The sequence below is a fragment of the Planctomonas deserti genome, from assembly GCF_003067705.1.
In the GTDB taxonomy this organism is placed as follows: Bacteria; Actinomycetota; Actinomycetes; order Actinomycetales; family Microbacteriaceae; genus Planctomonas; species Planctomonas deserti.
Genome location: NZ_QANL01000001.1, coordinates 653,993 through 675,282 on the forward strand (window position 1 = coordinate 653,993; position 21,290 = coordinate 675,282).

19 protein-coding genes are annotated in these 21,290 nt (G+C 71.5%); 7 read left to right on the forward strand and 12 right to left on the reverse strand.

Annotated features, from left to right (window positions below; translation table 11 throughout):
- The first annotated feature begins 185 nt into the window (after positions 1–185).
- Positions 186–938: a spermidine synthase gene (locus DAI20_RS02995; RefSeq protein WP_108249074.1), complete on the forward strand. Its 753-nt coding sequence runs from the start codon at positions 186–188 to the stop codon at positions 936–938.
- Between the two features lie 229 nt (positions 939–1,167).
- Here the strand turns inward: DAI20_RS02995 and DAI20_RS03000 are convergent, their stop codons facing one another.
- From DAI20_RS03000 to DAI20_RS03030, 7 genes are all read right to left on the reverse strand, one after another.
- Positions 1,168–2,559, reverse strand: coding sequence for an LLM class flavin-dependent oxidoreductase (locus DAI20_RS03000; protein WP_108249075.1), 1,392 nt, complete (start codon positions 2,557–2,559; stop codon positions 1,168–1,170).
- Between the two features lie 453 nt (positions 2,560–3,012).
- Entirely contained in the window at positions 3,013–4,791 is a 1,779-nt protein-coding gene (locus tag DAI20_RS03005; protein WP_108249076.1) for a DUF4832 domain-containing protein, read from the reverse strand.
- A 19-nt stretch (positions 4,792–4,810) separates the two neighbouring features.
- Positions 4,811–5,740, reverse strand: coding sequence for a carbohydrate ABC transporter permease (locus DAI20_RS03010; RefSeq protein ID WP_240605836.1), 930 nt, complete (start codon positions 5,738–5,740; stop codon positions 4,811–4,813).
- On the reverse strand, positions 5,733–6,605 hold the full coding sequence (locus DAI20_RS03015) for a carbohydrate ABC transporter permease (RefSeq protein WP_159084890.1): 873 nt from the start codon (positions 6,603–6,605) through the stop codon (positions 5,733–5,735). The genes DAI20_RS03010 and DAI20_RS03015 overlap by 8 nt, the downstream gene beginning before the upstream one ends.
- Positions 6,606–6,734: 129 nt before the next feature.
- The gene (locus tag DAI20_RS03020) at positions 6,735–8,045 is read right to left on the reverse strand and encodes an ABC transporter substrate-binding protein (protein ID WP_108249078.1); all 1,311 of its coding nucleotides are present in this window, start codon (positions 8,043–8,045) and stop codon (positions 6,735–6,737) included.
- Positions 8,042–9,262, reverse strand: coding sequence for a Gfo/Idh/MocA family protein (locus DAI20_RS03025; RefSeq protein ID WP_108249698.1), 1,221 nt, complete (start codon positions 9,260–9,262; stop codon positions 8,042–8,044). Before DAI20_RS03025 ends, DAI20_RS03020 begins: the two co-directional genes overlap by 4 nt.
- 379 nt (positions 9,263–9,641) lie before the next feature.
- Entirely contained in the window at positions 9,642–10,436 is a 795-nt protein-coding gene (locus DAI20_RS03030) for a DeoR/GlpR family DNA-binding transcription regulator (protein WP_108249079.1), read from the reverse strand.
- 144 nt (positions 10,437–10,580) lie between these two features.
- Between DAI20_RS03030 and DAI20_RS03035 the strand changes: the two genes are divergently transcribed.
- From DAI20_RS03035 to DAI20_RS03055, 5 genes are read left to right on the forward strand one after another with little or no spacing between them, the layout of a single operon-like run.
- Positions 10,581–11,459 (forward strand): SIS domain-containing protein, encoded by an 879-nt coding sequence (locus DAI20_RS03035; RefSeq protein WP_108249080.1) that lies wholly within the window; start codon positions 10,581–10,583, stop codon positions 11,457–11,459.
- The gene (locus tag DAI20_RS03040; RefSeq protein ID WP_205781328.1) at positions 11,456–12,367 is read left to right on the forward strand and encodes an ROK family protein; all 912 of its coding nucleotides are present in this window, start codon (positions 11,456–11,458) and stop codon (positions 12,365–12,367) included. Before DAI20_RS03035 ends, DAI20_RS03040 begins: the two co-directional genes overlap by 4 nt.
- Positions 12,364–13,512: an N-acetylglucosamine-6-phosphate deacetylase gene (locus tag DAI20_RS03045; RefSeq protein WP_240605838.1), complete on the forward strand. Its 1,149-nt coding sequence runs from the start codon at positions 12,364–12,366 to the stop codon at positions 13,510–13,512. The genes DAI20_RS03040 and DAI20_RS03045 overlap by 4 nt, the downstream gene beginning before the upstream one ends.
- Entirely contained in the window at positions 13,500–14,450 is a 951-nt protein-coding gene (locus DAI20_RS03050) for a 1-phosphofructokinase family hexose kinase (protein ID WP_108249081.1), read from the forward strand. Before DAI20_RS03045 ends, DAI20_RS03050 begins: the two co-directional genes overlap by 13 nt.
- Before the next feature lie 2 nt (positions 14,451–14,452).
- Positions 14,453–15,286: a class II fructose-bisphosphate aldolase gene (locus DAI20_RS03055; RefSeq protein WP_108249082.1), complete on the forward strand. Its 834-nt coding sequence runs from the start codon at positions 14,453–14,455 to the stop codon at positions 15,284–15,286.
- 184 nt (positions 15,287–15,470) lie between these two features.
- Here DAI20_RS03055 and DAI20_RS03060 read toward each other — a convergent pair whose 3' ends face one another.
- The 5 genes from DAI20_RS03060 to dnaK form a co-directional block, all read right to left on the reverse strand.
- Positions 15,471–16,241 (reverse strand): hypothetical protein, encoded by a 771-nt coding sequence (locus DAI20_RS03060; protein WP_108249083.1) that lies wholly within the window; start codon positions 16,239–16,241, stop codon positions 15,471–15,473.
- A gap of 88 nt (positions 16,242–16,329) precedes the next feature.
- Complete coding sequence (locus DAI20_RS03065) at positions 16,330–16,749, reverse strand: heat shock protein transcriptional repressor HspR (protein WP_108249701.1); 420 nt, start codon at positions 16,747–16,749, stop codon at positions 16,330–16,332.
- 38 nt (positions 16,750–16,787) lie between these two features.
- A complete protein-coding gene (locus DAI20_RS03070; protein ID WP_108249084.1) occupies positions 16,788–17,792 on the reverse strand; it encodes a DnaJ C-terminal domain-containing protein in 1,005 nt (334 codons plus the stop codon).
- Positions 17,785–18,411 (reverse strand): nucleotide exchange factor GrpE, encoded by a 627-nt coding sequence (locus DAI20_RS03075; protein WP_108249085.1) that lies wholly within the window; start codon positions 18,409–18,411, stop codon positions 17,785–17,787. Before DAI20_RS03075 ends, DAI20_RS03070 begins: the two co-directional genes overlap by 8 nt.
- A 2-nt stretch (positions 18,412–18,413) precedes the next feature.
- Positions 18,414–20,285, reverse strand: a complete 1,872-nt coding sequence (gene dnaK / locus DAI20_RS03080) for a molecular chaperone DnaK (RefSeq protein WP_108249086.1) — start codon at positions 20,283–20,285, stop codon at positions 18,414–18,416.
- A 215-nt stretch (positions 20,286–20,500) separates the two neighbouring features.
- Between dnaK and DAI20_RS03085 the strand changes: the two genes are divergently transcribed.
- The gene (locus DAI20_RS03085) at positions 20,501–21,274 is read left to right on the forward strand and encodes an isocitrate lyase/PEP mutase family protein (protein WP_108249087.1); all 774 of its coding nucleotides are present in this window, start codon (positions 20,501–20,503) and stop codon (positions 21,272–21,274) included.
- The last annotated feature ends 16 nt before the right edge of the window (positions 21,275–21,290 follow it).

Genomic DNA, 21,290 nt, shown 5'->3' on the forward strand with positions numbered 1-21,290 from the left:
CCTCCAGTCCGCGCCGGCTCCCGGCCCTGCGAGTTCGCCCAAGGCGGACGCGGGAGGGGTGTGCGGGGGTTCCACGGCGCGTCCTAGGTGCGGCCCGGTGTCGGCCGGGCAGACGGCGGTAGCGTGGCGGGCTGGGCGGCGCGCTCGGCGGGCAGCGCGGGGCGGGAGGGCGGTAGCGTGGCGGGGTGATCGCCATCGAGCCGGACGAGTTCGTGGCGGGCGCGTACACCGTGAGCGTGAACGGGCACCTGCAGTCGCACGTGAACCTCGCCGATCCCGCGGACCTCTTCTTCGACTACGTGCGCAGGATGGGAGCCGTGCTCGACGCCGTCGCCGACCCCGGACAGCCGCTCACCGCCGTGCACCTCGGCGCCGGCGGGCTGACCCTGCCCCGCTACCTTGAGGCGACGCGGCCGGGATCCCGGCAGTACGTCATCGAGCACCGACCCGGACTCGTCGCGGAGGTGTTGGCCCGCCTGCCACTGCCCGCGGGTGCTCGCGTGACGCCGATGACCGGGGACGCCGGATCCGCCGCGACCCTGCTGCCCGCGGACGTCGTCGGCGCGGCCGACGTCGTGGTGAGCGACACCTACAGCGGCTCTCCGACCGCCGCCCGGCTGCGGTCGCCCGGGTACTACGGCTCGCTGCGATCCCTGCTCGCGCCCCGCGGCGTGCTGCTCGTGAACGTGCCCGTCGACGGCGACCCGCGCCCGGCCCGGGAGCAGGCCGCGATCCTCGAGGACGCCGGATTCGGCTCGGTCGCGCTGCTCACGGCGTCCGACGTGCTCGGCGGCGGCGAGGGCAACGTCGTGCTCGCCGCATCCCCGTCGCCCGACGTGCTCGCCGGCGACCGGCTCGCCCGCCTCCGCGCGGCCGGTCCGCATCCGGCGGCCGTCCTGGCGGGCGGTGAGCTCCGCGCCTGGGCCCGCCCCGCCTGATCCGGCGCGCTGGCGGCCGCACCTGATCCGCCGCACCTGATCGGCCGCGCCTGATCCGCCGCGCCGGCGGCCGCCCCTCGCCCGGGCGCTCCGTGCGCCCGCGCCACCACCGCCCCTGCCCAGGCAGAAGGATCGTGCGCAGCTTTGAAACTGGGCAGGATCCTCGTGCCTGGGCAGGGGCGGGATGGTGTCTCGGGCGGAGCGGGCGGGTCCGGTTGATCCGCGCGCGCTAGGCGGGGACCGCGCCCGCCCGGGCGCCGACGCGGTAGCGGGCGCCGCGGTGGTCGTCCGGCAGGCGGTCGCCGTTGCCGTGCAGCTTGTGGCGCAGGGTGCCCTCGACGTACTCGGTGGGGTACGCGCCACGGGCCTGGAGCGCGGGCACGACGAACTCGACGATGTCCTCGAACGTGCCCGGCGTGATGGCGTAGGCGAGGTTGAAGCCGTCGACGTCCGTCTCGTCCACCCACTCCTGCAGCTGATCCGCGACCTGCTCGCCCGAGCCCACGATGTGCGGGCCCATCCCGCCGACGCCGGCCCACGACGCGATGTCGCGTACGGTCCATTCCTTGCCGTCCGCCGCCGCCTGCTGGAACGCCTCGACCATCGACTGGATCGCGTTGCTCTTCACGTTGCCGATCGGCTCGTCGAGGTCGTACTGGGAGAGGTCGATGCCCATCCAGCCGGACATGAGCACCAGTCCGCCCTCGGTGCTGGCGTAGGAGGCGTAGTCCTCGTACTTGGCCTGCGCCTCCTCGGGGGTCGCGTCGGTAACGACGGTCATGAGCGTGTAGATGCGGGCCGCGTACCGGTCGCGGCCGGCGGCCTCGAGCGCATCCCGGATCTTTTTCACCGTCGCCTTGAGCAGCGTCTTCGTGGGCGACGCCACGAAGATCGCCTCGGCGTTCTCGGCCGCGAACGCGATGCCGCGCGAGGATGCGCCGGCCTGGAAGATCACGGGCGAGCGCTGCGGCGACGGCTCGGACACGTGGATGCCCGGCACGTCGAAGTGCTTGCCGTGGTGCTCGATGTGGTGCACCTTGTCCGGGTCGGTGAAGACCCCGGCCTCGCGGTCGCGCACGACCGCGTCGTCCTCCCACGAGCCCTCCCACAGCTTGTAGGTGACCTCGAGGTACTCGTCGGCGTGGTCGTAGCGATCGTCGTGCTCGAGCTGGTCCGCGGCGCCCATGTTGCGCGCGGCGGACGGCAGGTACCCGGTGACGACGTTCCAGCCGACGCGGCCGTTCGTCAGGTGGTCGAGCGTCGACATGCGCCGGGCGAAGGGGTACGGGTGCTCGTAGGCGGTGCCCGCCGTGATCCCGAAGCCGAGGTGCTCCGTGACGTAGGCCATCGCGGAGACCAGCAGCATCGGGTCGTTGACCGGCGTCTGCGTGCCCTGGCGGATGGTCGCGCGGTCGTCGCCGCCGTACACGTCGTACGTGCCGAGCACGTCGGCGATGAACAGGCCGTCGAACACGCCGCGCTCGAGCAGCTGGGCGAGCTCGGTCCAGTAGCGGAGGTCCTTGTAGCGCCAGGACTGGTCCTGCGGGTGACGCCACAGGCCGGGCGACTGGTGTCCGACGCAGTTCATGTCGAAGGCGTTGAGGCGGATCTGACGGGTCATGTGCGGTTCCTTCGCTGGGGTCGTACCAGCATCCGGATCCCCCGCGGACCCCGCAATGCACCCGCGTCACGCGGCGTCATCCGCGCCCGGGGGTGGGGGGGGTGAGGCGGGGGTGGGAGAGCGGCGGGGAGACGCAACTCAGCAAGTCCGCCCAGGCCCCTCGCGCAACTCAGCAAATCCGCCACGCCCGCACGCGCAACTGAGCAAATCCGCCCCGACAACTCGCGCAATTCAGCAGATTCCGGCCGAAACGCGGGCAGGTGGGCGCTTCCAACGGCGTGTCGCGTCAGATCTGCTGAATTGCGTTGAGGGCGTCATGCGGAGGGGAGGATGCGGAACCGCCGTGCCGGGGCAGGACTGGCGGGACGGGGACCTGCGGGCGGGAACGGCGGAACCCGGCGCCCTCAGGAGGGGGCGCCGGGCTCCGGTCGTGTTGCGGGATCCGCGGTCCGGCTACTCCATGAGGGAGGCGCGGCGGCGCAGCACCCGGCGGACCGCGACCAGCCCGAGACCGAGGAGCAACGCCGATCCTGCTGCGATGCCGCCGGCCAGCGTGCTCGCACCGTTGGATCCGGTGTAGGCGAGGTCCGTCGGACCGCCGTCGTCCGTCGCACCGCCGCCGTCGTCGGAGTCCGCGTCTCCGGGGTCCGCGTCACCCGCGGGCACGGACGGCGCGGGGGTGTCGGTCGGCGCGGGGCTCGCGTCCGGGGCGGGAACGGCCGGAGCGGTGGGAGACGGCGCGGGGGCCGGTGCCGGGTCCGTTGGCGCGGGGGCCGGATCCGTCGGCCTCGGGGGAACCGCGGCCGCCTCCACCGTGACCGACTGGCCGAGGTCGTTCAGCCCGGTCTCGGCATTCCAGGTGCCCACGTTCGCGGTCTGAATGGCGTACCGCGGGTCCGCCGCCGTGCCGGGGTCGGCCGCCGGCAGTGCCAGCGACGCCTCGTAGGTGCCCTCCGGCACCGCGTCAAGGGTTGCGGACAGGGTCGTGGTCGTTCCCGGCAGCCACGTGCGGGCGTCGCCGTTCTGCGCGAAGGGCACGACGTAGCTGCCGGTCTCCCCCTGCAGCACGAGGGCCGCAGGCCGAGGCGTGTAGGGCGCGGCCCAGCCGTCGTTGCGCACGTCGATGCTGATCGCCTCGGCGCCGCCGTCCGCGCCCGAGGTCACGGTACTGTCCTCGAGCACGAACCGGTAGCCGAGCCGCTTCGCCGTCTCCGCGAGCCCCTCCTCGCCCCAGCTGTTCAGCACGTCCTTGTTGTAGTCGCGGTTCAGGTAGCTGTAGTGGTAGCGGGCCAGCTCCGCGGATGCGCTCGGCCATTCCGATCGTGGCGGGTTGACGTTGCAGGTCTCGCCGCCGACCGGCACATAGAGGCTGTCCGCCTCGAGGTACTGCTGGTCGAGCTCGATGGGGTCGGAGAGGAACGTGCCCCAGTCGTCCGGCGCGGCGAGCAGGCAGTCGTTGTGGTGACCGACGCGCGCGATGTCCCCGCCGGCCGCGGCCTGCTCGGCGGTGATCGCGCCCTCGGCGCCCGTCGGCACGTCGAACAGCTTCTGCTTGGAGAGCATCGTGCGCACCTGCACGCCGCGGTCCGCGGGCAGCGCGTCGAGCAGCGCCTGGGTCACGGCCGAGCGGTTCGCCCAGTCCTCCTCGGTCACGACGCCCGGGTTCGCCGGATCCGCGACGAAGTGGTCCGTGTAGTAGCCCTCGCCCCAGAGGCCGATGAGACCGTTCTGCACGACGGGGAGGACGTCGGAATTCGCCTGCAGGATGGGCGCGAGCTGCTCGACGTGGGCGAGCACGACGTCGACGGGCGCGTCCCCGAAAGGCGGCTCGTAGGGCCACGCGCCGCCCTGCACGTAGGCGAAGCGGGTGATGATCGAGACCCCCGCCTCGCGGGCGGTGTCGTAGTCCGCCTGCACGAGCTGCAGGAACTCCGGGTCGAGCTCCGGGGTCGCGGCGAACTTCTCGAGGTAGAAGACCCGCAGGATCTGCGTGATGCCCTCGTCCCGGAACCCCTCGAGCGTCGCCCGGTCCAGCGGCGTGTAGCCGGACCCGTCCGCGCGGTAGTGCGTCTCCGTGTGGTGGTAGAAACCGCGCTGCGGGTTCGCGACGATCTCGTCGCTCGCCTCGTAGGTCACCGTGGACGAGTCGTGCTCGTCGGCGGCGGCCATCGGTGCCGCCGCGATCAGCGCGGTCGCACCGGCGATGGCGATTCCGGCGAAGGTCCGTCTCATTGTTTCTCCTTGTCGAGGGTCACTTGAGCCCGCTGGACGCGAGCCCGTCGATGACCCGGCGTTGCAGCACGATGAACAGAATCAGTACGGGCGCCATGGCGAGCAGGCTCGCGGCCATGACGACGGGGTAGTCGGTGGTGCGGTCGCCGATCAGCGTCGCGAGTCCGGCCGAGAGCGGCATCTTCTCGCTGAACGTGGTGACGACGAGCGGCCAGAGCAGCTCGTTCCACGACCAGAGCACGGTCGTGATCGCCAGCACGCTGATGCTCGGCATGGCGAGCGGAAGCATGACCTTCCAGAAGATCTGGAAGGGATTCGCTCCGTCGAGCCGTGCCGCCTCCTCCAGCTCGGCGGGCATCGCCAGGAACGCGGTGCGCATGAGGAAGGTGCCGAACGCGCTGAACAGGCCGGGGAGCACGAGGCCGCCGAGGCTGTCGAGCAGGCCGAAGCCCTGCACGAGCTGGTACTGCGAGAGCAGGTACACCTGCGACGGCACCATCAGGATCGACAGCACGAGCGCGAGCAGCAGTCCGCGGCCACGGAAGCGCATCCGGGCGAAGGCGTACCCCGCGAGCGTGCACAGCAGGATCTGCGCGACCGTGCGGATGACCGTGATGGTCACCGAGGTCTGCAGCTGACTGAGGAACGGCAACCGGTCGAACACCCGGGCGTAGTTGTCCCACTGCAGCTCGGCGGGCCAGAACACGGGCGTGACGCTCTGCACCTCGGTGTTCGTGGACAGCGACATGATGATCTGCCACACGAATGGGAACGCCATGAGGAGACCGCCGACGCCGAGCACGAGGTGCGCGACCACGTGGGATCCGCCCCGGCGGCCGCGGCGGGTGCGGGCGGTGCGCGCGGTGGTCGACGGGGCGCCGCGGCCGAGCACGGGGGCCGGAACGGAGTCGACCGTCCTCGTGCGCACGAAGGTCGTGCGGTCAGTCACCCTGCACCCACCGTTTCTGCAGCCGGAACTGGATCGCCGTGACGATGCCGATGATCAGGAAGATCACCATGGCGATCGCGGCGGCGTAGCCCTTGTCGTTGTTCACGAACCCCTCGCGGTAGAAGAAGTAGACGAGCGACATGCTCTTCGGCAGCACGGGGTTGCTGCTGCCGAGGATCGCGTAGAGCAGGTCGAAGAGCTGGAAGCTCGAGATCACGGTGATGATCGTGACGAAGAAGATGCTCGGCGTGAGGAGCGGCACCGTGATGGAGCGAAACTGGCGCCAGCGCGTGGCGCCGTCGAGCTCGGCGGCCTCGTACATCTCCGGCGGGATGTTCTTCAGCCCCGCGGCGAGCACGATCATCGAGAACCCGAGCGACGACCAGAGCCCCACAATGGCGACCGCGACGGTCGCGGCGCCGGGCGTGCTGATCCAGTACGGCCCGTCGATGCCCACGATCGCGAGCGCGTGGTTCAGCAGACCGAAGTCGCCGTTGAAGATGACGCGCCACACCATGGCGACCGCGGTCGGCATGGCGACGTAGGGCAGGAAGAACAGCACGCGGTACAGGCCGGCGAAGCGGAGGCCCGGGAGGTTCAGCAGGCTCGCGAGGTAGACGGCGATCGGGATGCCGAGCAGCACGATCGCCGTGTAGAGCAGGGTGTTGCCGAGCGAGAGGTAGAGCGCGGGGTCGGCGAACAGGGTGACGTAGTTCGCGAAGCCCGCGAAGGTCCAGCCGCCGAAGACGCCCCAGTCGGTGAGCGAGTAGAACGCCGTCTGCAGCACCGGCCAGAAGTAGAAGACCGAGATGCCCGCGACGAGCGGGGCGATGAAGAGCCAGGGCCAGATCCCGTCGCCGGCCATGCGGCGTCGTGGGTCGGGCCGGGTGCCGCCGGCCCCACTGTCCGGCGGGCTGCCGGGCCGGACCCGCGCCCCCCGCCCCCTGAGGGGCGAGGCGGGCGAGCCCGGCCGAGAAGACGTCGAGGTCACGGCCTATTCCTCGGCGAGCGCCGCGTCCATCTTCTCCGCGAGCTCCTCGGTGACCTCGGCCACCGGGCGCTCCCCGGCGAAGGCCTGCGGCAGCAGCTCCGCCTCCTCGGCGTTCCAGGCGGCGGAGTTCTTGCTCACCGGGAGCGGCTTGGCGTACTCGACGGAGTCGAGGAAGACCTGCAGGTTCGCGTCGGGCAGGGACTCGGTGAACGCGGACTGGGTGCCGGTGAAGGCGGGGATGACCGCGCCGGCGTCGCCCTGCTGCTGCTGCGCCTCCTCGCTCGCCAGGAAGACCTGCAGGGCCTGGGCGGCCTGCTTGTTCTTGGAGGCGGCGGACACGACGTTGGACACGCCGTGGATCACCGTGGCCTGCTCCTCGCCCGAGGGCAGGGGCAGCACGGTCACGTTCGCGGCGAGGTCCGTGTCGGTGATGGCCGAACGGAACCAGCTGCCGCCCCAGTACATGGCGAGCTTGCCCGAGGTGAACCACTGGTCGCCCGTGGTGTCGGTGAGCTGCTGGATGGAGGGCGATCCGCCGCTCGCGATGAGGTCGGTCCAGAACTGGATGCCCTCGGCCGCCTCGGGTGAGGCGTAGCCGGACGCGTCGCCGTCGATCACGGTGCCGCCGGCCTGGAAGATCGTGTTGTAGTAGGTGGTCTGGCCGTCCATGCCGCCCGCGCCGCCGTACACGCCCTCGGCCGAGAGGGCGGAGGAGATCTGGGCCGCGGTGTCCTGGAACTCCTGCCAGGTCCAGTCGCCCTCGGGCAGCGGAACGCCGGCCTGCTCGAACAGGGCCTTGTTCGCCCAGATGCCGATGGTGTCGAAGTCCTTCGGCACGCCGTACTGCACGTCGTCGATGTTGTAGAGGTCGACGAGCGCCTCGGGGTAGTTGCCGAGGTCGAGGTCGCCCGCGTCGACGGCACCCGTGATGGGCTCGATCTGGCCGTTCGAGGCGTACAGGCCGATGTTCGGGCCGTTCATCCAGAACAGGTCGGGGAGGGTGTCGCTCGACGCCTGGGTCTGCAGCTTCGTCCAGTACTCGGCGAACGGCGTGACGTTGACGGTCACGTCGATGTCCGGGTACTCCTCGTTGAAGGCCGCGATGTTCTCCTCGATGGCGGGAACCTGGTTCTGGTCCCACACGCCGTAGGTGATCTTCGCGGAGAGGTCGCTTTCTGGGGCGGCGTACTCGCCGGATCCACCGGCCGCCCCGCCGGAGCCGCCGCTGCAGCCGCTCAGGGCGAGCGCGAGGCCGACGGCGCCGGCGAGCACGGCGGCGCCGCGCCGCGCGGGAGTGGGGAACGAGGGGCTCATCGAGAGGTCCTTTCGGGGGCGGGGGTTGTCGCGCGGGAGAAGTGCTCGAGCACGTGGTCGGGCAGGTCGGGAACGGTGAAGGGGACGGATCCGGAGCGCAGCGACTCCGCGGCGAGCGACCCCGCGGCCACGGCCTCGCGCGCGGCGATCGGCGACACGACGGTCGGGGCGCCGTCGATCACGTGGTCGAGGAACTCGGTCATCGTGAGGAGGTCGGCGTCGGCGTGGCCGCTGGCGACGCCCTCGATCGGGTACTCGACGTCGCCGTCGGCCTGCCACTCGTGCCTGCGGTTCCAGACCTTGACGACGCCGCCGGCGGTGTCGCCGAAGTTCTCGAGCCGTCCCTCGGTGCCGATGACGGTGTAATTGCGCCAGTAGTCGGGGGTGAAGTGGCACTGCTGGTAGCTGGCCTGCACGCCGTTGTCGAGGGTCATCATCATCATGGAGACGTCCTCGACGTCGACCACTGGGTTCAGGCCGGTCTGGGACGCGGGCGGCCAGTTGTCGAACGAGAACCACTCGGGCATCGTCTCCCCGGAGCGGTCGCGACGGTCCGTGATGCCGCCGTAGACCATGAGGTCGCCCATGCCCACGACGCGGCGCGTGTACCCGGATGCGAGGTAGTGGACCACGTCGATGTCGTGGCTGGCCTTCTGCAGCAGCAGCGTGCCGGTCTTGCTGCGGTCGGCGTGCCAGTCCTTGAAGTAGTAGTCGCCGCCGTTGCCGACGAAGTGCCGAACCCAGACGGCCTTGACCTCGCCGATCTCGCCGCGCTCGATGATTTCGCGCATCGTCCGCACGACGCCGGAGTGCCGCATGTTGTGCCCGACGTACAGCGGGGTGCCGGTCTCGGCGGCGGTGGTCAGCACGCGGTCGGCGCCCTGCAGGTCGATGGCGAGCGGCTTCTCGAGGTAGACGGCGATGCCCGCGGTGAGCAGCTCGACCGCGATGGCCTCGTGGGTGTGGTCCGGCGTCGTGACGATGGCGGCCTGGATGCCGCCGGCGGCGATCAGCTCGGAGAGGTCGCCGTAGATGGCGGCATCGGGGAAGTTCTGCCGGCCGCGCTCCCGGCCGATCTCGGTCGTGTCCACGACGGCCACGACGCGCGCGCCCTCGCGGGCGGCGCTCACGTGCCGGCCGATGTAGCTGCGCGCACCTGCGCCGATCACCGCCACGGAGAGGCCGGGAGCGGCTGCGGCCGCCGTCGTGTCCGTCATCGGATCGTGGTCCACATCGTTGTGCATGCCGACATCCTGCAACAGTTGCGCGGATTTGTCACGTCTGGGCCTGAAATGAGCATGTCCAGACAGTAACGGCTGGATTCTGGTCCTCAACCGGATCACGTGATTGTTTTACGAGCCCGTAACACGGCGGCGGGCCGCGGGACCCGGTCGCGTCCCTTCGACAGGCTCAGGGACCGTGCGGGTCCCGTCCCGCGGGCCGCACGGCTTCGCACGGGCCTTCACGGTCGCCTCCACGGTCGCTGAGCGTGTCGAAGCGACGTTCCCGGCGCGGATCGCGTCCCTTCGACGGCTCAGGGACCGTGCGCGCAGACCCAAGGACCGTGCGCGGGCTCAGTGACCCGGCGGGCCCGGGTCAGGAGGGCTGGGCGACGAGGAGGCGGACGCCGGCGGCGGCGAGGTCCGCCGCGAAGTCGCGGGGAACGTCCTGGTCGGTGACGAGGATGTCCACGCGCGAGAGCGGGCAGATGCGGGCGAACGTCGTGCGCCCGATCTTCGTGGCGTCCGCGGCAATCACGAGCCGCCGGGCGACCGACGCGATTTCGCGGCTCGCCTCCGCCTCCCCCTCGTGCAGGGTCGTCGCGCCGAACGCCGCACTGAGGCCGTCGACGCCGAGGATGGCCGTGTCGATGCTGAAGTCGCGCAGCGATGCGCCGACCAGCGGGCCCACCAGTTCGTAGGACTGGCGGCGCGGGACACCGCCCGTGACGACGATCTTGACGTGCTCGCGCACCGACATCTCGTACGCGATGTTCAGTGCGTTCGTGACGATGGTGACGCCGGGAACGTCCGCATTCACCTGCAGCCGTTCGCTGCGCCCGAGCATCCGGGCCACCTCGCTCGTGGTCGTGCCGCCGTTCAGGCCCACGGACTCCCCTGGCGCGATGAGTTCGGCGACGGCGCGTGCGATCGCCACCTTGGCCTCCGCCTGCCGCGCGATCTTGTACTGCAGCGGCAGCTCGTAGCCGGAGCCGAGCGCGGAGGCGCCGCCGTGGGTGCGCGTGACGAGTCGCTGCTCGGCGAGGGTGTTCAGATCGCGGCGTACCGTGGCAGTGGAAACACCGAGCGCCTCACTCACCTCGGCGATGGAGACGTTGCCCCGTTCGCTCACGAGTTCGAGCACGACATTCAAGCGCTGTTGCTGGGTCATCCGAGCGGCCCGTCCTTCGATTGGTGGTTCATTTTGACACACGCCACCTTGCGTCCCGTGATTGATTCTGCTCAAATACGTTCAGATCGATCATTTTTGTTCCGATGTGCGCTCCGTAGCAGCACACCCAGCCGAAAGAAGCCGATGCAACCCACCTTCGTCGACGCCGAAATCGCGTCCCAGCCGGAGACGTGGCGCCGCGCCGCCGCACGTGCGCAGGGCGTCGCCCCCCAACTGCCTCAGCGGGGTGAGCGCGTCGCCGTCGTCGGCTGCGGCACCAGCTGGTTCATCGCCATGTCGTACGCAGTGCTGCGGGAGCAGGCCGGCCACGGCGTCACCGACGCCTTCGCGGGCAGCGAGTACCCGCGCGGCCGCGAGTACGACCGCGTGATGGCCCTCTCCCGCTCCGGCACCACGACGGAGATCGTGGAGCTGCTCACCGCGCTCTCCGGGACGCCGACGACGCTCATCACCGCCGTCGCCGACTCGCCGGCCGCGGGTGTCGCCGACGAGACGGTCGCGCTGCCGTTCGCCGACGAGCAGTCGGTCGTGCAGACCCGCTTCGCCACGTCCACCCTCGCGCTGCTCCGCGCCCACCTCGGCGAGGACGTCGAGACGCTGGCCGAGCAGGCCGAGGCCGCGCTCGAGATCCCCATCGACGACCTGCTCGAGGCGGAGCAGTGCAGCTTCGTCGGGCTCGGCTGGGCCGTCGGCCTCACCTACGAGGCCGCCCTCAAGACGCGCGAGGCCGCGCAGTTCTGGTCCGAGTCCTATCCGGCCATGGACTACCGCCACGGACCGATCGCCATCGCCCAGCCCGGCCGCCTGGTCTGGACCCTCGGCGCCGCCCCGACGGGACTCGCCGACGAGGTCGCGGAGACCGGTGCCCGCTTCGTCGCCCACGACCTCGACCCGCTGGCCGGCCTGATCGTGGCCCAGCGCTTCGCGGTCGGCCTGGCCAAGGCCCGCGGCCTCGACCCCGACAACCCACGCTCGCTCACCCGCTCGGTCATCCTGGCGTGACCCTCGGCACCCCCGCGGTGGCGTCGCCCGGCGGCACGCTGGGCATCGACGTCGGCGGCACCACCATCAAGGCGATCCGCGTGTCCGACGACGGACGGGTGCTCGCCGAGCAGCGCGCGCCGACGCCGAAGCCGGACCCGACGGGCGAGCGCGTGGCGGACGCCGTGGCGGAGGTCGTCTCCGCGCTCGGCGGCCACGACGGGTCGCCTGTCGGCGTCGTCGTGCCGGGCATCGTCGACGAGATCGCGGGGGTCGCGGTCCGGTCCGCGAACGTCGGCTTCGTGGATGCGCCGCTCCGGGCGCTGCTCGAGCAGAGGCTCGGCGTCCCCGTGGCGTTCGGGCAGGATGTGCGGGCCGGCGCCGTCGCCGAGCAGCGCTCCGGCGCGGGGCGCGGACTCACCGGCGGGGTCGCCTTCGTCGCCATCGGCACCGGGGTCGCCGCCGCGTTCCTGATCGACGGGCGGACGCTCGTCTCCGGCGGCTGGGCCGGCGAGATCGGTCAGCTCGTCCTCGGCGCCGGGGCGCATGCGGGCTCGCGCATGGAGGAGGTCGCCTCGGCGACCGCGACCGCCGCGCGGGCCGGTGAGCCCGACGCGCGCGCGGTTGCGCTGCGCGTGGCCGCCGGAGATGCCGACGCCGCGGCGGTCTGGGCCGACACGGTCGCCGTGCTGGCCGAGTCGCTGGCCGGGATGGTCTCCGTGCTCGGCGCCTCGACCATCATCCTCGGCGGTGGTCTCGCCCAGGCGGGCGCCCTGCTGCTGGATCCGCTGCGCGCCGACCTCGCGAGGCGGCTGACGCACCTGCGCATGCCGGTGCTCACGTCCGCCGAGCACGGCGACATCGCCGCGGCCCTCGGGGCCGCCCTCCTCGCTCGTGACCTGCGCGCCACCGCCGGGGTGATCGCGTGACCGATCGTGGGACTCCTGGCGTGGCCGGCGTGCTGCTCGGCATCGACCGCCTCATCGACGGCGCCGGCTACGACGGGCCGGCCTGGCTTCGCGTCGAGGACGGCGTCATCGCGGACCGCGGCGTCGGCACCGGAGCGGGCCCAGGGTATCCGCGCGTCGACGCCCGGCTCGGCACCGTGGTGCCGGGCTTCGTCGACGCTCACGTGCACGGCGCGGTGGGCGCCGACTTCGGCGCCGTGGGCGTCGATCCGCAGCCCGCCATCGACTTCCACGCGGCCGCGGGCAGCACCACCCTGCTCGCCTCGATCGCGACGAGCGAGCTCCCCCTCACCATCGCCCGGCTGCGCGAGCTCGCGCCGCTCGTCCGCGCCGGTCGCCTCGCGGGCGTCCACCTCGAAGGCCCCTTCCTGTGCCACGAGCGTCGTGGCGCCCACGACCCCGCGCTGCTCCGCGATCCCGACCCGGCGTCGGTCGACGCCCTCCTCGACGCGGCGGAGGGCACCCTCTCGATGATCACCATCGCGCCCGAGCTGCCCGGCGCTCTGGCCGCCATTGAGACGCTGGTGGCCGCGGGCGTCGTCGTCGCGCTCGGGCACACCGCCGCATCGGCCGATCAGATGCGCCGCGGCATCGACGCGGGCGCCACCGTCATCACCCACGTCTTCAACGGCATGCCGCCGATGCATCATCGCGCCCCCGGCCCCGTCGGCGTCGCGTTGACCGACGACCGCCTCACCGTCGAGGTGATCGGCGACGGGCACCACCTGGAGGACGAGGCGGTGGACGTGGTGCGCGGAAGCGCCGCGGGGCGCATGACCCTGGTCTCCGACGCCATGGCCGCGACGGGTCTGGGCGACGGCGTGTACGAGATGGGCGGCACGACCGTCGTCGTGACCGATGGCGTCGCCAATCTGGCCGACAACTCCTCCCTCGCCGGGAGCACGACCACGGTCGGCGGTTCCGTCGCCCGCCTCCTTCGCCGGGGAGCGGACGCCGCCGAGATCGCCTCGATCACGAGCATCCGGCCCGCCCTCGCGCTCGGGCTCGACGGCCACGCGCTCGCCATCGGTGCTCCCGCCGATCTCGTCGAGCTGGGCCCGGCGGGCGTCGCGAGGACCATGAGGGCGGGCACATGGCTCGGGTAGTCGTCCTCACGCCGAACCCCGCGGTCGACGTGACCTACGAGGTCGCCGAGCAGCGCATCGGCGAGACCGTGCGGGTCTCCGGGGTCACGCGGCGCCCCGGCGGCAAAGGCCTGAACGTCGTGGCGGTTCTGCGGCGGCTCGGCGTGCCCGCCGTCGCCCTGCAGCCGCTCGGCGGGGCCACCGGACGATGGATCGAGGAGTCCCTACGGGAAGCCGGGATCGACGCGGTCGTCGTTCCCGCCCCCGGGGACACCCGGACCACCGTCGCCGTCGTCGACGGGCGAACCCACCCGACGCTCTACGCGGAGCCCGGCGACGCCCTCCCCGAGACCACCTGGCGCGAGCTCGCGGACGCCGTTGCTCGGCTCTGCGAGCCCGGCGGATTCCTCATCGTGTCCGGCTCCTTCCCCCCGGGCACGGCACCCGAGCGGCTGGCGGCCGTCATCGGGGCCGGCCGGAACGCCGGTGCCCGGGTGATCGCCGACACGAGCGGCGACGCGCTTCTCGCCGCCGCGGACGCCGGTGCCGACATCGTCAAGCCCAACGAGGCCGAGGCTATGGAGGCGACCGCAACAGGCACCCTCGACGCCGCGGCCGCCGCGCTGCTGGACCGTGGGGCCGGGACCGTCGTGGTCTCCCGCGGCGCCGACGGGCTCGGCGCGCTCGAAGCCGACGGCTCGCGCCACCGCCAGCCCGCCGTCCCCGGCGTCCGGGGCAACCCGACCGGCGCCGGTGACGCCGCCACAGCGGGCCTCGTGGCCGCCCTGCACTCCGGCCTTCCGCTCGCCGAGGGCCTGCGCTGGGCATCCGTCGTCGGCGCGGCCGCCGTGCTCGCCCCGGTGGCGGGCAGCATCAACGTCGCCGACCTCCCCCCGCTCGCGGACCGGCTCCCCGCCGGGGACCGCCCGGCCCTTCCCCTTCCCATCCCCACGAGGTGACCATGACCAGCACATCGACTCTCGATCTCGTCGCGGAGGCGCGGAACGCCCGCACCGGACTCGGCGCCTTCAACGTGGTGCTCCTCGAGCACGCCGAGGCGATCGTCGCCGGCGCCGAGCGCGCCGGTCAGCCGGTCGTGCTCCAGATCAGCCAGAACTGCGCGCGCTACCACGGCACGTTCGAGCCCATCGCGCTGGCGAGCCTCGCCATCGCGCGCGCCGCATCCGTGCCCGCGATCGTGCACCTCGACCACGCCGAGGACGTCGCCCTCGTGCACGCCGCCGTGGACCTCGGGGTGCAGAGCGTCATGTTCGACGGCTCTCACCTCCCCTACGACGAGAACGTTGCGACGACCCGCGCCGTCGTCGAGCACTGCCACGCGCGCGGCGTGCTCGTGGAGGCGGAGCTCGGGGAGGTCGGCGGAAAGGACGGCGTCCACGCGCCCGGGGTGCGGACGGATCCGGGGGACGCCGCCGCCTTCGTGGCGGCCACCGGCGTCGACTCCCTCGCCGTCGCCGTGGGCACGTCGCACGCCATGACCTCGCGCGTCGCGTCGGTGGACCGTGACCTCGTCGCCGCCCTCGCGGCGGCAGTCCGAGTGCCGCTCGTGCTGCACGGCTCGTCCGGTCTCAGCGACGAGGAGCTGATGGGCGCCGTGCGCGCGGGCATGACGAAGATCAACATCTCGACCCACCTGAACGGGCTGTTCACGGCCGAGGTCCGGGCCGCGCTCGGGGCGGACGAGGCGCTTGTCGATCCGCGCAAGTACGTCGCACCCGCCCGCGCGGCGGTGGCGGACGAGGTGGAGCGCCTGCTCCGCCTCCTCGCCGCGTAGCCACCGGGTAGCGACAGTCGGATCCCGCACGTCCCCGAGCCACACGGTACCTGGGCCACACGGTCCCTGAGCCTGTCGAAGGGACGCTACCCGCCCGATCCACGGGCACGTCACGTCGCTTCGACGAGCTCAGCGACCGTGGGGAGGGCTCAGCGACCGTGGGAAGGCTCGGCGACCGTGGCGGCTACGCCGCGGGGGCGGGGCGGCGCAGGGCGTGTGCCATCCACCACCAGATGAGCGCGCCCACGACCGCGAACACCACGAGGGACACCACGAGACTCACGACCACGAGGGCGATGCCCGTGCCGAAGCCGACCGCGGACGCGTCCGGGACGGTGGCGCCCGGAGCGGGGAACAGGGAGGAGAGGGAGAGGGTCCCGACGACCTGACCGAGCACCGACAGCACGGACGACACGATCACGAGCGCCGGGATCGCGATGCCGACCGAGCTCCAGGTCACGGCCCACGGGCGCACGACGTCGTGCGCACGCAGGATCCAGAAGGACGTGAGGATGCCGAGCACGAGGATCACCAGCCCGAGGAGCCCTGCGCCGGCCAACCATGCCGGCGCGTTGACGGTCTCGAGCAGCTCGAACACTCCCCGCGCCTGCGGATCGATGCGCACGTCGTCGGCGCCCCGGGACGCGGCCGTCACCAAAGCGGAGAAGAAGGCGAGGATGACGCCGAGCACGATGGCGGCGAGGAGCATCGAGCCGCCGAGATTGACGAGGTTGAGCGACACGGCACCGGCGATGAAGGCGCCGCGCTTCTGCCGCGGCTGGAGCGGCGGCGCCGGCGGACGCGCGGGCACCGCCGCATGCTGCTGTCCACCGAAGGGCGGCCGGTTCTGCGGGTGCTGTCCGTACTGAGGCTGCCCGTACTGCGGGGGCTGCCCGTACTGCGGCTGCCCGTACTGGGGCGGTGTTCCCTGCGGGTGCTCCGGCGGCATCGTCATGTGCTCACCCTAGGAGCGAAGCGCGCCGGAATCATCCCGTCACCGCGTCGCATCGTCACGATCACGGGACCGCTTGCGCGAGCGGCGGCTACTCCTCGGGGAGGAGCGGCCGCCACACCACGATGTCGGTGGGCCGCTGGGCACGGGTGCCCGCGCGCAAGGAGATGACGTTGCCGTCACCGCGCGCCGCGAAGACGCGGCGACCGGGCCGGTTGAGCAGCTCGTCGGCCAGCGCGCCCTCCAGCTCGCGCACGCGGTGGCGCAGCGCGACGACCTCGTTCTCGAGCTGCAGGATGCGCGCGATGCCCTCGAGGCTCACGCCCTCGGCGCCGAGCCGGGCCACCTCGCGCAGCTGCAGGATGTCGCGCATCGAGTACCGGCGCGACTTCCCCGCGGTGCGGGTCGGGCTCACGAGGCCGAGACGGTCGTACTGGCGCAGCGTCTGGGGGTGCATGCCCGCGAGCTCGGCGGCGACGGAGATCCCGAACACGGGAGCGTTCTCGTCCATGGAACCGGTGTCGCTCATGATCCCCTCCGCCTTCCTCGTCAGACCGAACGGGCCCGTTCGATCAGGTCCGCCCGCGGGTTCTCCTGCGGTCCGCCGGTCAGGAACGCCTGCAGCGCCTCACGCTGGGCGTCCGTGAGCCGGCCGGGCACGGCGACCTCGATGCGCGCGAGCAGGTCGCCCTCGCCCTTCGCGGTCTTCACGCCCCTGCCCTTCACGCGCAGGATCTTTCCGCTCGACGTGCCGGGTGCCACCTTGAGTCGCACCGGGTCCCCGCCGAGCGTCGGCACCTCGATGGTCGCGCCGAGCGCGGCCTCCGCGAACGTCACGGGCACGTTGACCCGCAGATTCAAGCCGTCACGCTCGAAGACCGGGTGCTTGCGTACGGACACGGTGAGGATGAGATCGCCCGCTGCTCCGCCGTCGGGACTGGCCTGCCCCTTGCCGGGCACGCGGATCTTCTGACCGTCCGTGACGCCGGCCGGGATGCGCACGTTGATGGGCTTCCCGTCCGACGTCTGTAGGTGGACCGTGTCGCCCTTGGTCGCGGTGACGAAGTCGATCGTCGTGCTCGCCGTGACGTCGCGACCCGGCGTGGGTCCGCCGAAGCCGCGGAAGCCGCCCGAGGGCTGGCCGAAGCCGCCGCCCCCTCCGCCGCCGAACATGCCGCCGAGGATGTCCTCGAAGCTGCCGCCCTGCGGGTAGGAGGTGCGGCCGCCGCGGGAACCGCCGCCGAACATGCTGCCGAAGACGTCCTCGAAGCCACCGGTGCCGCCGCCCGCCCCCGAGGGGGCGCTGAACCGCGCGCCGGTTCCCATGGCGCGGATCTGGTCGTACTCGGCCCGCTGGGCGGAGTCGCTCAGCACCGAGTGCGCCTCGCTGATCTCCTTGAACCGCGCCTCGGCGGCAGCATCACCCGGATTCGCGTCCGGGTGATACTTCCGCGCGAGCTTGCGATAGGCCTTCTTCAGGTCGGCCTCGGACACGTCCTTGGGGACGCCGAGGACCTTGTAGAAGTCCTTGTCGAACCAGTCCTGACTAGCCATCTGCCGGCGTGTCCACTACCACCTTCGCTGCACGAAGCAGCGTCTCTCCGATGAAGTACCCGCTCTCCACGACGTCGGCGACCGTCTGCACGGTGACCTCGGGGTTGGGCTTCTGGAAGATCGCCTCGTGCACGGTCGGGTCGAAGGGGTCGCCCACGGTTCCGACAGCGGTGAGGCCGATGCGCTCGACCCCGGCCCGCAGCTTCTGAGCGATCGCGGTGAACGCGGAGCCCTCCGTGAGGTCGCCGTGCTTCTCCGCCCGGTCGAGGTCGTCGAGCACGGGCAGCAGGATCTTCACGACGTCGCCGACGGCGCGGGTGCGCTCGACCTCGCGGTTCGCCTCGGTGCGCTTGCGGTAGTTGGCGTACTCCGCCGTCACCCGCCGCAGGTCCTCGAGGTGCTCGTCCGTGGGGGCCCGCTTGGCCTCGGCCTCCGCCTGGAGGAGCGACTCGAGCTCCTCGTCCAGCTCGGTAGACGTCTCGACGTCGGGGCCCTCGGCCTCGACGAACTGGGCGTCGTCGACCGGCTGGCCGGTGGCCGGGTCCGGAGCCGTGGCCCCGGACCCGTCCTCGGCGCGACCGTCCTCGAACTCGTCGTTGTTGGACTTGTCGGTCGTCATGCTTACTTCCCGTCCCGGCTCTCGGCCTCGTCGTCCACGACCTCGGCGTCGACGATGTCCTCGTCGGAGCCCTCGGCCTGCGGCGCACCGTCGGTGGGCTGGGCGCCGGCGGCGGCGTCGGCCTGGCTGGAGGCGTAGATCGCCTGGCCCAGCTTGGACTGGCTTTCGTTCAGCTTGTCGAACGCGGTCTTGACCGCGTCGCTGTCCTCACCGGCGAGAGCGCTCTTCAGCGCGTCGACGTCGCCCTGCACCTCGGACTTGACGTCCTCGGGCAGCTTGTCCTCGTTCTCCTTGATGAGCTTGTCGATCGAGTAGGCGAGCTGCTCGGCGTTGTTGCGCACCTCGGCCTCCTCGCGGCGGCGCTTGTCCTCGGCGGCGTGCTCCTCGGCCTCGCGCACCATGCGCTCGATGTCCTCCTTCGCGAGCGAGGATCCGCCCGTGATGGTCATCGACTGCTCCTTGCCGGTGCCCTTGTCGCGGGCCGACACGTGCACGATGCCGTTGGCGTCGATGTCGAAGGTGACCTCGACCTGCGGGATGCCCCGAGGTGCCGGCGCGATGCCGGTGAGCTCGAAGGTGCCCAGGTTCTTGTTGTCGCGGGTGAACTCGCGCTCGCCCTGGAAGACCTGGATCGCGACGGACGGCTGGTTGTCGTCGGCCGTCGTGAAGGTCTCGCTGCGCTTGGTCGGGATGGCGGTGTTGCGCTCGATGAGCTTCGTCATGATGCCGCCCTTGGTCTCGATGCCGAGGCTCAGGGGGGTCACGTCGATGAGCAGCACGTCCTTGCGCTCACCCTTCAGCACGCCGGCCTGCAGGGCGGCGCCGACGGCGACGACCTCGTCCGGGTTCACGCCCTTGTTCGGGTCCTTGCCGCCGGTGAGCTTCTTCACGAGCTCGGCGACCGCGGGCATGCGGGTCGAGCCACCGACGAGCACCACGTGCGCGATGTCGTTGACGGAGACGCCGGCCTCGCGGATGACGTCCTCGAAGGGCTTGCGGGTGCGGTCGAGCAGGTCGCTCGTGAGCTCCTCGAACTTGGCGCGGCTGAGCGTCTCGTCGAGGTTCGCCGGGCCGGACTCGGTGAGGGAGAGGTACGGCAGCTGGATGCTGGCGCTCATCGAGGAGCTGAGCTCCTTCTTCGCCTGCTCGGAGGCCTCCTTGAGGCGCTGCAGGGCGATTTTGTCCTTCGAGACGTCGACTCCCGTCGAGTCCTTGAAGCGCTTGATCAGGTGCTGAACGATGCGCTGGTCCCAGTCGTCGCCACCGAGGCGGTTGTCACCGGCGGTCGCGCGGACCTGGATGGTGGAGAAGTCGTCGTCCTTGCCCACCTCGAGGAGGGAGACGTCGAAGGTTCCGCCACCGAGGTCGAAGACGAGGATGAGCTCGTCCTCCTTGCCCTTGTCGAGGCCGTACGCGAGGGCCGCGGCGGTGGGCTCGTTGATGATGCGCAGCACGTTGAGGCCCGAGATCTCACCGGCCTCCTTGGTGGCCTGGCGCTCGGCGTCGTTGAAGTACGCGGGCACGGTGATGACGGCGTCCGTCACGGTGTCGCCCAGGTACTGCTCGGCGTCGCGCTTGAGCTTGGCGAGGATGCGGGCCGAGATCTCCTGCGCGGTGTACTTCTTGCCGTCGATGTCCGTGGTCCAGTTGGTGCCCATGTGGCGCTTGACGGACGAGATGGTGCGGTCGACGTTGGTGACGTTCTGGCGCTTGGCGGTCTCACCGACGAGCACCTCGCCGTCCTTCGTGAACGCGACGACCGACGGGGTCGTGCGAGCGCCCTCGGCGTTCGCGATGACCGTCGGTTCTCCACCCTCGAGTACCGACACAACAGAGTTGGTGGTACCGAGGTCGATTCCTACTGCACGAGCCATATGCGTGTATCTCCTTGTTGAGCGAGCTTGTCCTGAGAAAGCCGGTGTAACGAAAGTCTTGTCGAGACTTGAGCCTCGATGACTCAAGTTTACTCCGGGCGGTTTCGGCGTCAAGTCGAGAGCGGAAAACTTGAGCGTTACCGGCTCAACTCCCACCGGCCTGCCAGGCATCCCCGATCCCGACGGGCGCGCGCCCCGCGCTCTAGGGTTGGGGCATGACAATCGAGTCCCGCGGGAGCGACCTGGTCGCCCTGCACTATGCGCCCGAGCTCCTCCAGGTCGTCAACGTCTGGGACGTCGTGTCGGCTACCGCCGTCGCGGCGCTGCCCGAGACCCGGGCGCTGGCGACGGCCAGCCACTCCATCGCCGCGACCTTCGGCTACGAGGACGGCGAGAACATCCCCCTCGACCTGCACCTCGACATGATCGCCCGCATCGTCTCCGCCGTCGACGTTCCCGTCTCCGCGGACCTCGAGGCCGGCTACGGGGACGCCGGAGAGACGATCCGCCGCGCCATCGGCGTCGGCGTCGTGGGCGCGAACCTCGAGGACCAGATGAAGCCGCTGGACGAGTCGCTCGCCTCTGTCGAGGCCGCGGTGAAGGCCGCTCAGGCCGAGGGCATCGAGTTCGCGCTGAACGCCCGCACCGACGCCTTCCTCCGCGCCGGGGACACGCCCGCCGAGGAGGTGCTGGCCGAGGCCATCGCCCGCGGGCGCGCGTACCTCGACGCCGGCGCGACCTGCGTGTTCGTGCCCGGGCTCCTCGACGAGCCCACCGTCACGCAGCTGGTCGAGGCGCTGGGGAAGCAGCGGATCAGCGTCATCGGCGTGCCCGGATCGCTCGCCCCGAAGACGTTCGAGGAGCTCGGCGTCGCCCGCATCTCCTACGGCCCGTGGACCCAGCGCGTCGCGCTGACCGCGCTGCAGGACGCGGCGACGACGCTCTACGCCGGCGGCGCGCTGCCGGAGGGAACCCGCCCCCTCAACTGAGCGCGGGCGGCGCCGT

Coding starts and splice junctions, on each gene's coding strand:
- DAI20_RS03000 (WP_108249075.1), bottom strand. CDS start 2,559: ATGACCCGTCAGATCCGCCTCAACGCCTTCGACATGAACTGCGTCGGA.
- DAI20_RS03065 (WP_108249701.1), bottom strand. CDS start 16,749: ATGGACGAGAACGCTCCCGTGTTCGGGATCTCCGTCGCCGCCGAGCTC.
- DAI20_RS03030 (WP_108249079.1), bottom strand. CDS start 10,436: ATGACCCAGCAACAGCGCTTGAATGTCGTGCTCGAACTCGTGAGCGAA.
- DAI20_RS03015 (WP_159084890.1), bottom strand. CDS start 6,605: ATGGCCGGCGACGGGATCTGGCCCTGGCTCTTCATCGCCCCGCTCGTC.
- DAI20_RS03035 (WP_108249080.1), top strand. CDS start 10,581: ATGCAACCCACCTTCGTCGACGCCGAAATCGCGTCCCAGCCGGAGACG.
- DAI20_RS03025 (WP_108249698.1), bottom strand. CDS start 9,262: ATGACGGACACGACGGCGGCCGCAGCCGCTCCCGGCCTCTCCGTGGCG.
- DAI20_RS03075 (WP_108249085.1), bottom strand. CDS start 18,411: ATGACGACCGACAAGTCCAACAACGACGAGTTCGAGGACGGTCGCGCC.
- DAI20_RS03085 (WP_108249087.1), top strand. CDS start 20,501: ATGACAATCGAGTCCCGCGGGAGCGACCTGGTCGCCCTGCACTATGCG.
- DAI20_RS03050 (WP_108249081.1), top strand. CDS start 13,500: ATGGCTCGGGTAGTCGTCCTCACGCCGAACCCCGCGGTCGACGTGACC.
- DAI20_RS03020 (WP_108249078.1), bottom strand. CDS start 8,045: ATGAGCCCCTCGTTCCCCACTCCCGCGCGGCGCGGCGCCGCCGTGCTC.
- DAI20_RS03060 (WP_108249083.1), bottom strand. CDS start 16,241: ATGACGATGCCGCCGGAGCACCCGCAGGGAACACCGCCCCAGTACGGG.
- DAI20_RS03070 (WP_108249084.1), bottom strand. CDS start 17,792: ATGGCTAGTCAGGACTGGTTCGACAAGGACTTCTACAAGGTCCTCGGC.
- dnaK (WP_108249086.1), bottom strand. CDS start 20,285: ATGGCTCGTGCAGTAGGAATCGACCTCGGTACCACCAACTCTGTTGTG.
- DAI20_RS03005 (WP_108249076.1), bottom strand. CDS start 4,791: ATGAGACGGACCTTCGCCGGAATCGCCATCGCCGGTGCGACCGCGCTG.
- DAI20_RS03055 (WP_108249082.1), top strand. CDS start 14,453: ATGACCAGCACATCGACTCTCGATCTCGTCGCGGAGGCGCGGAACGCC.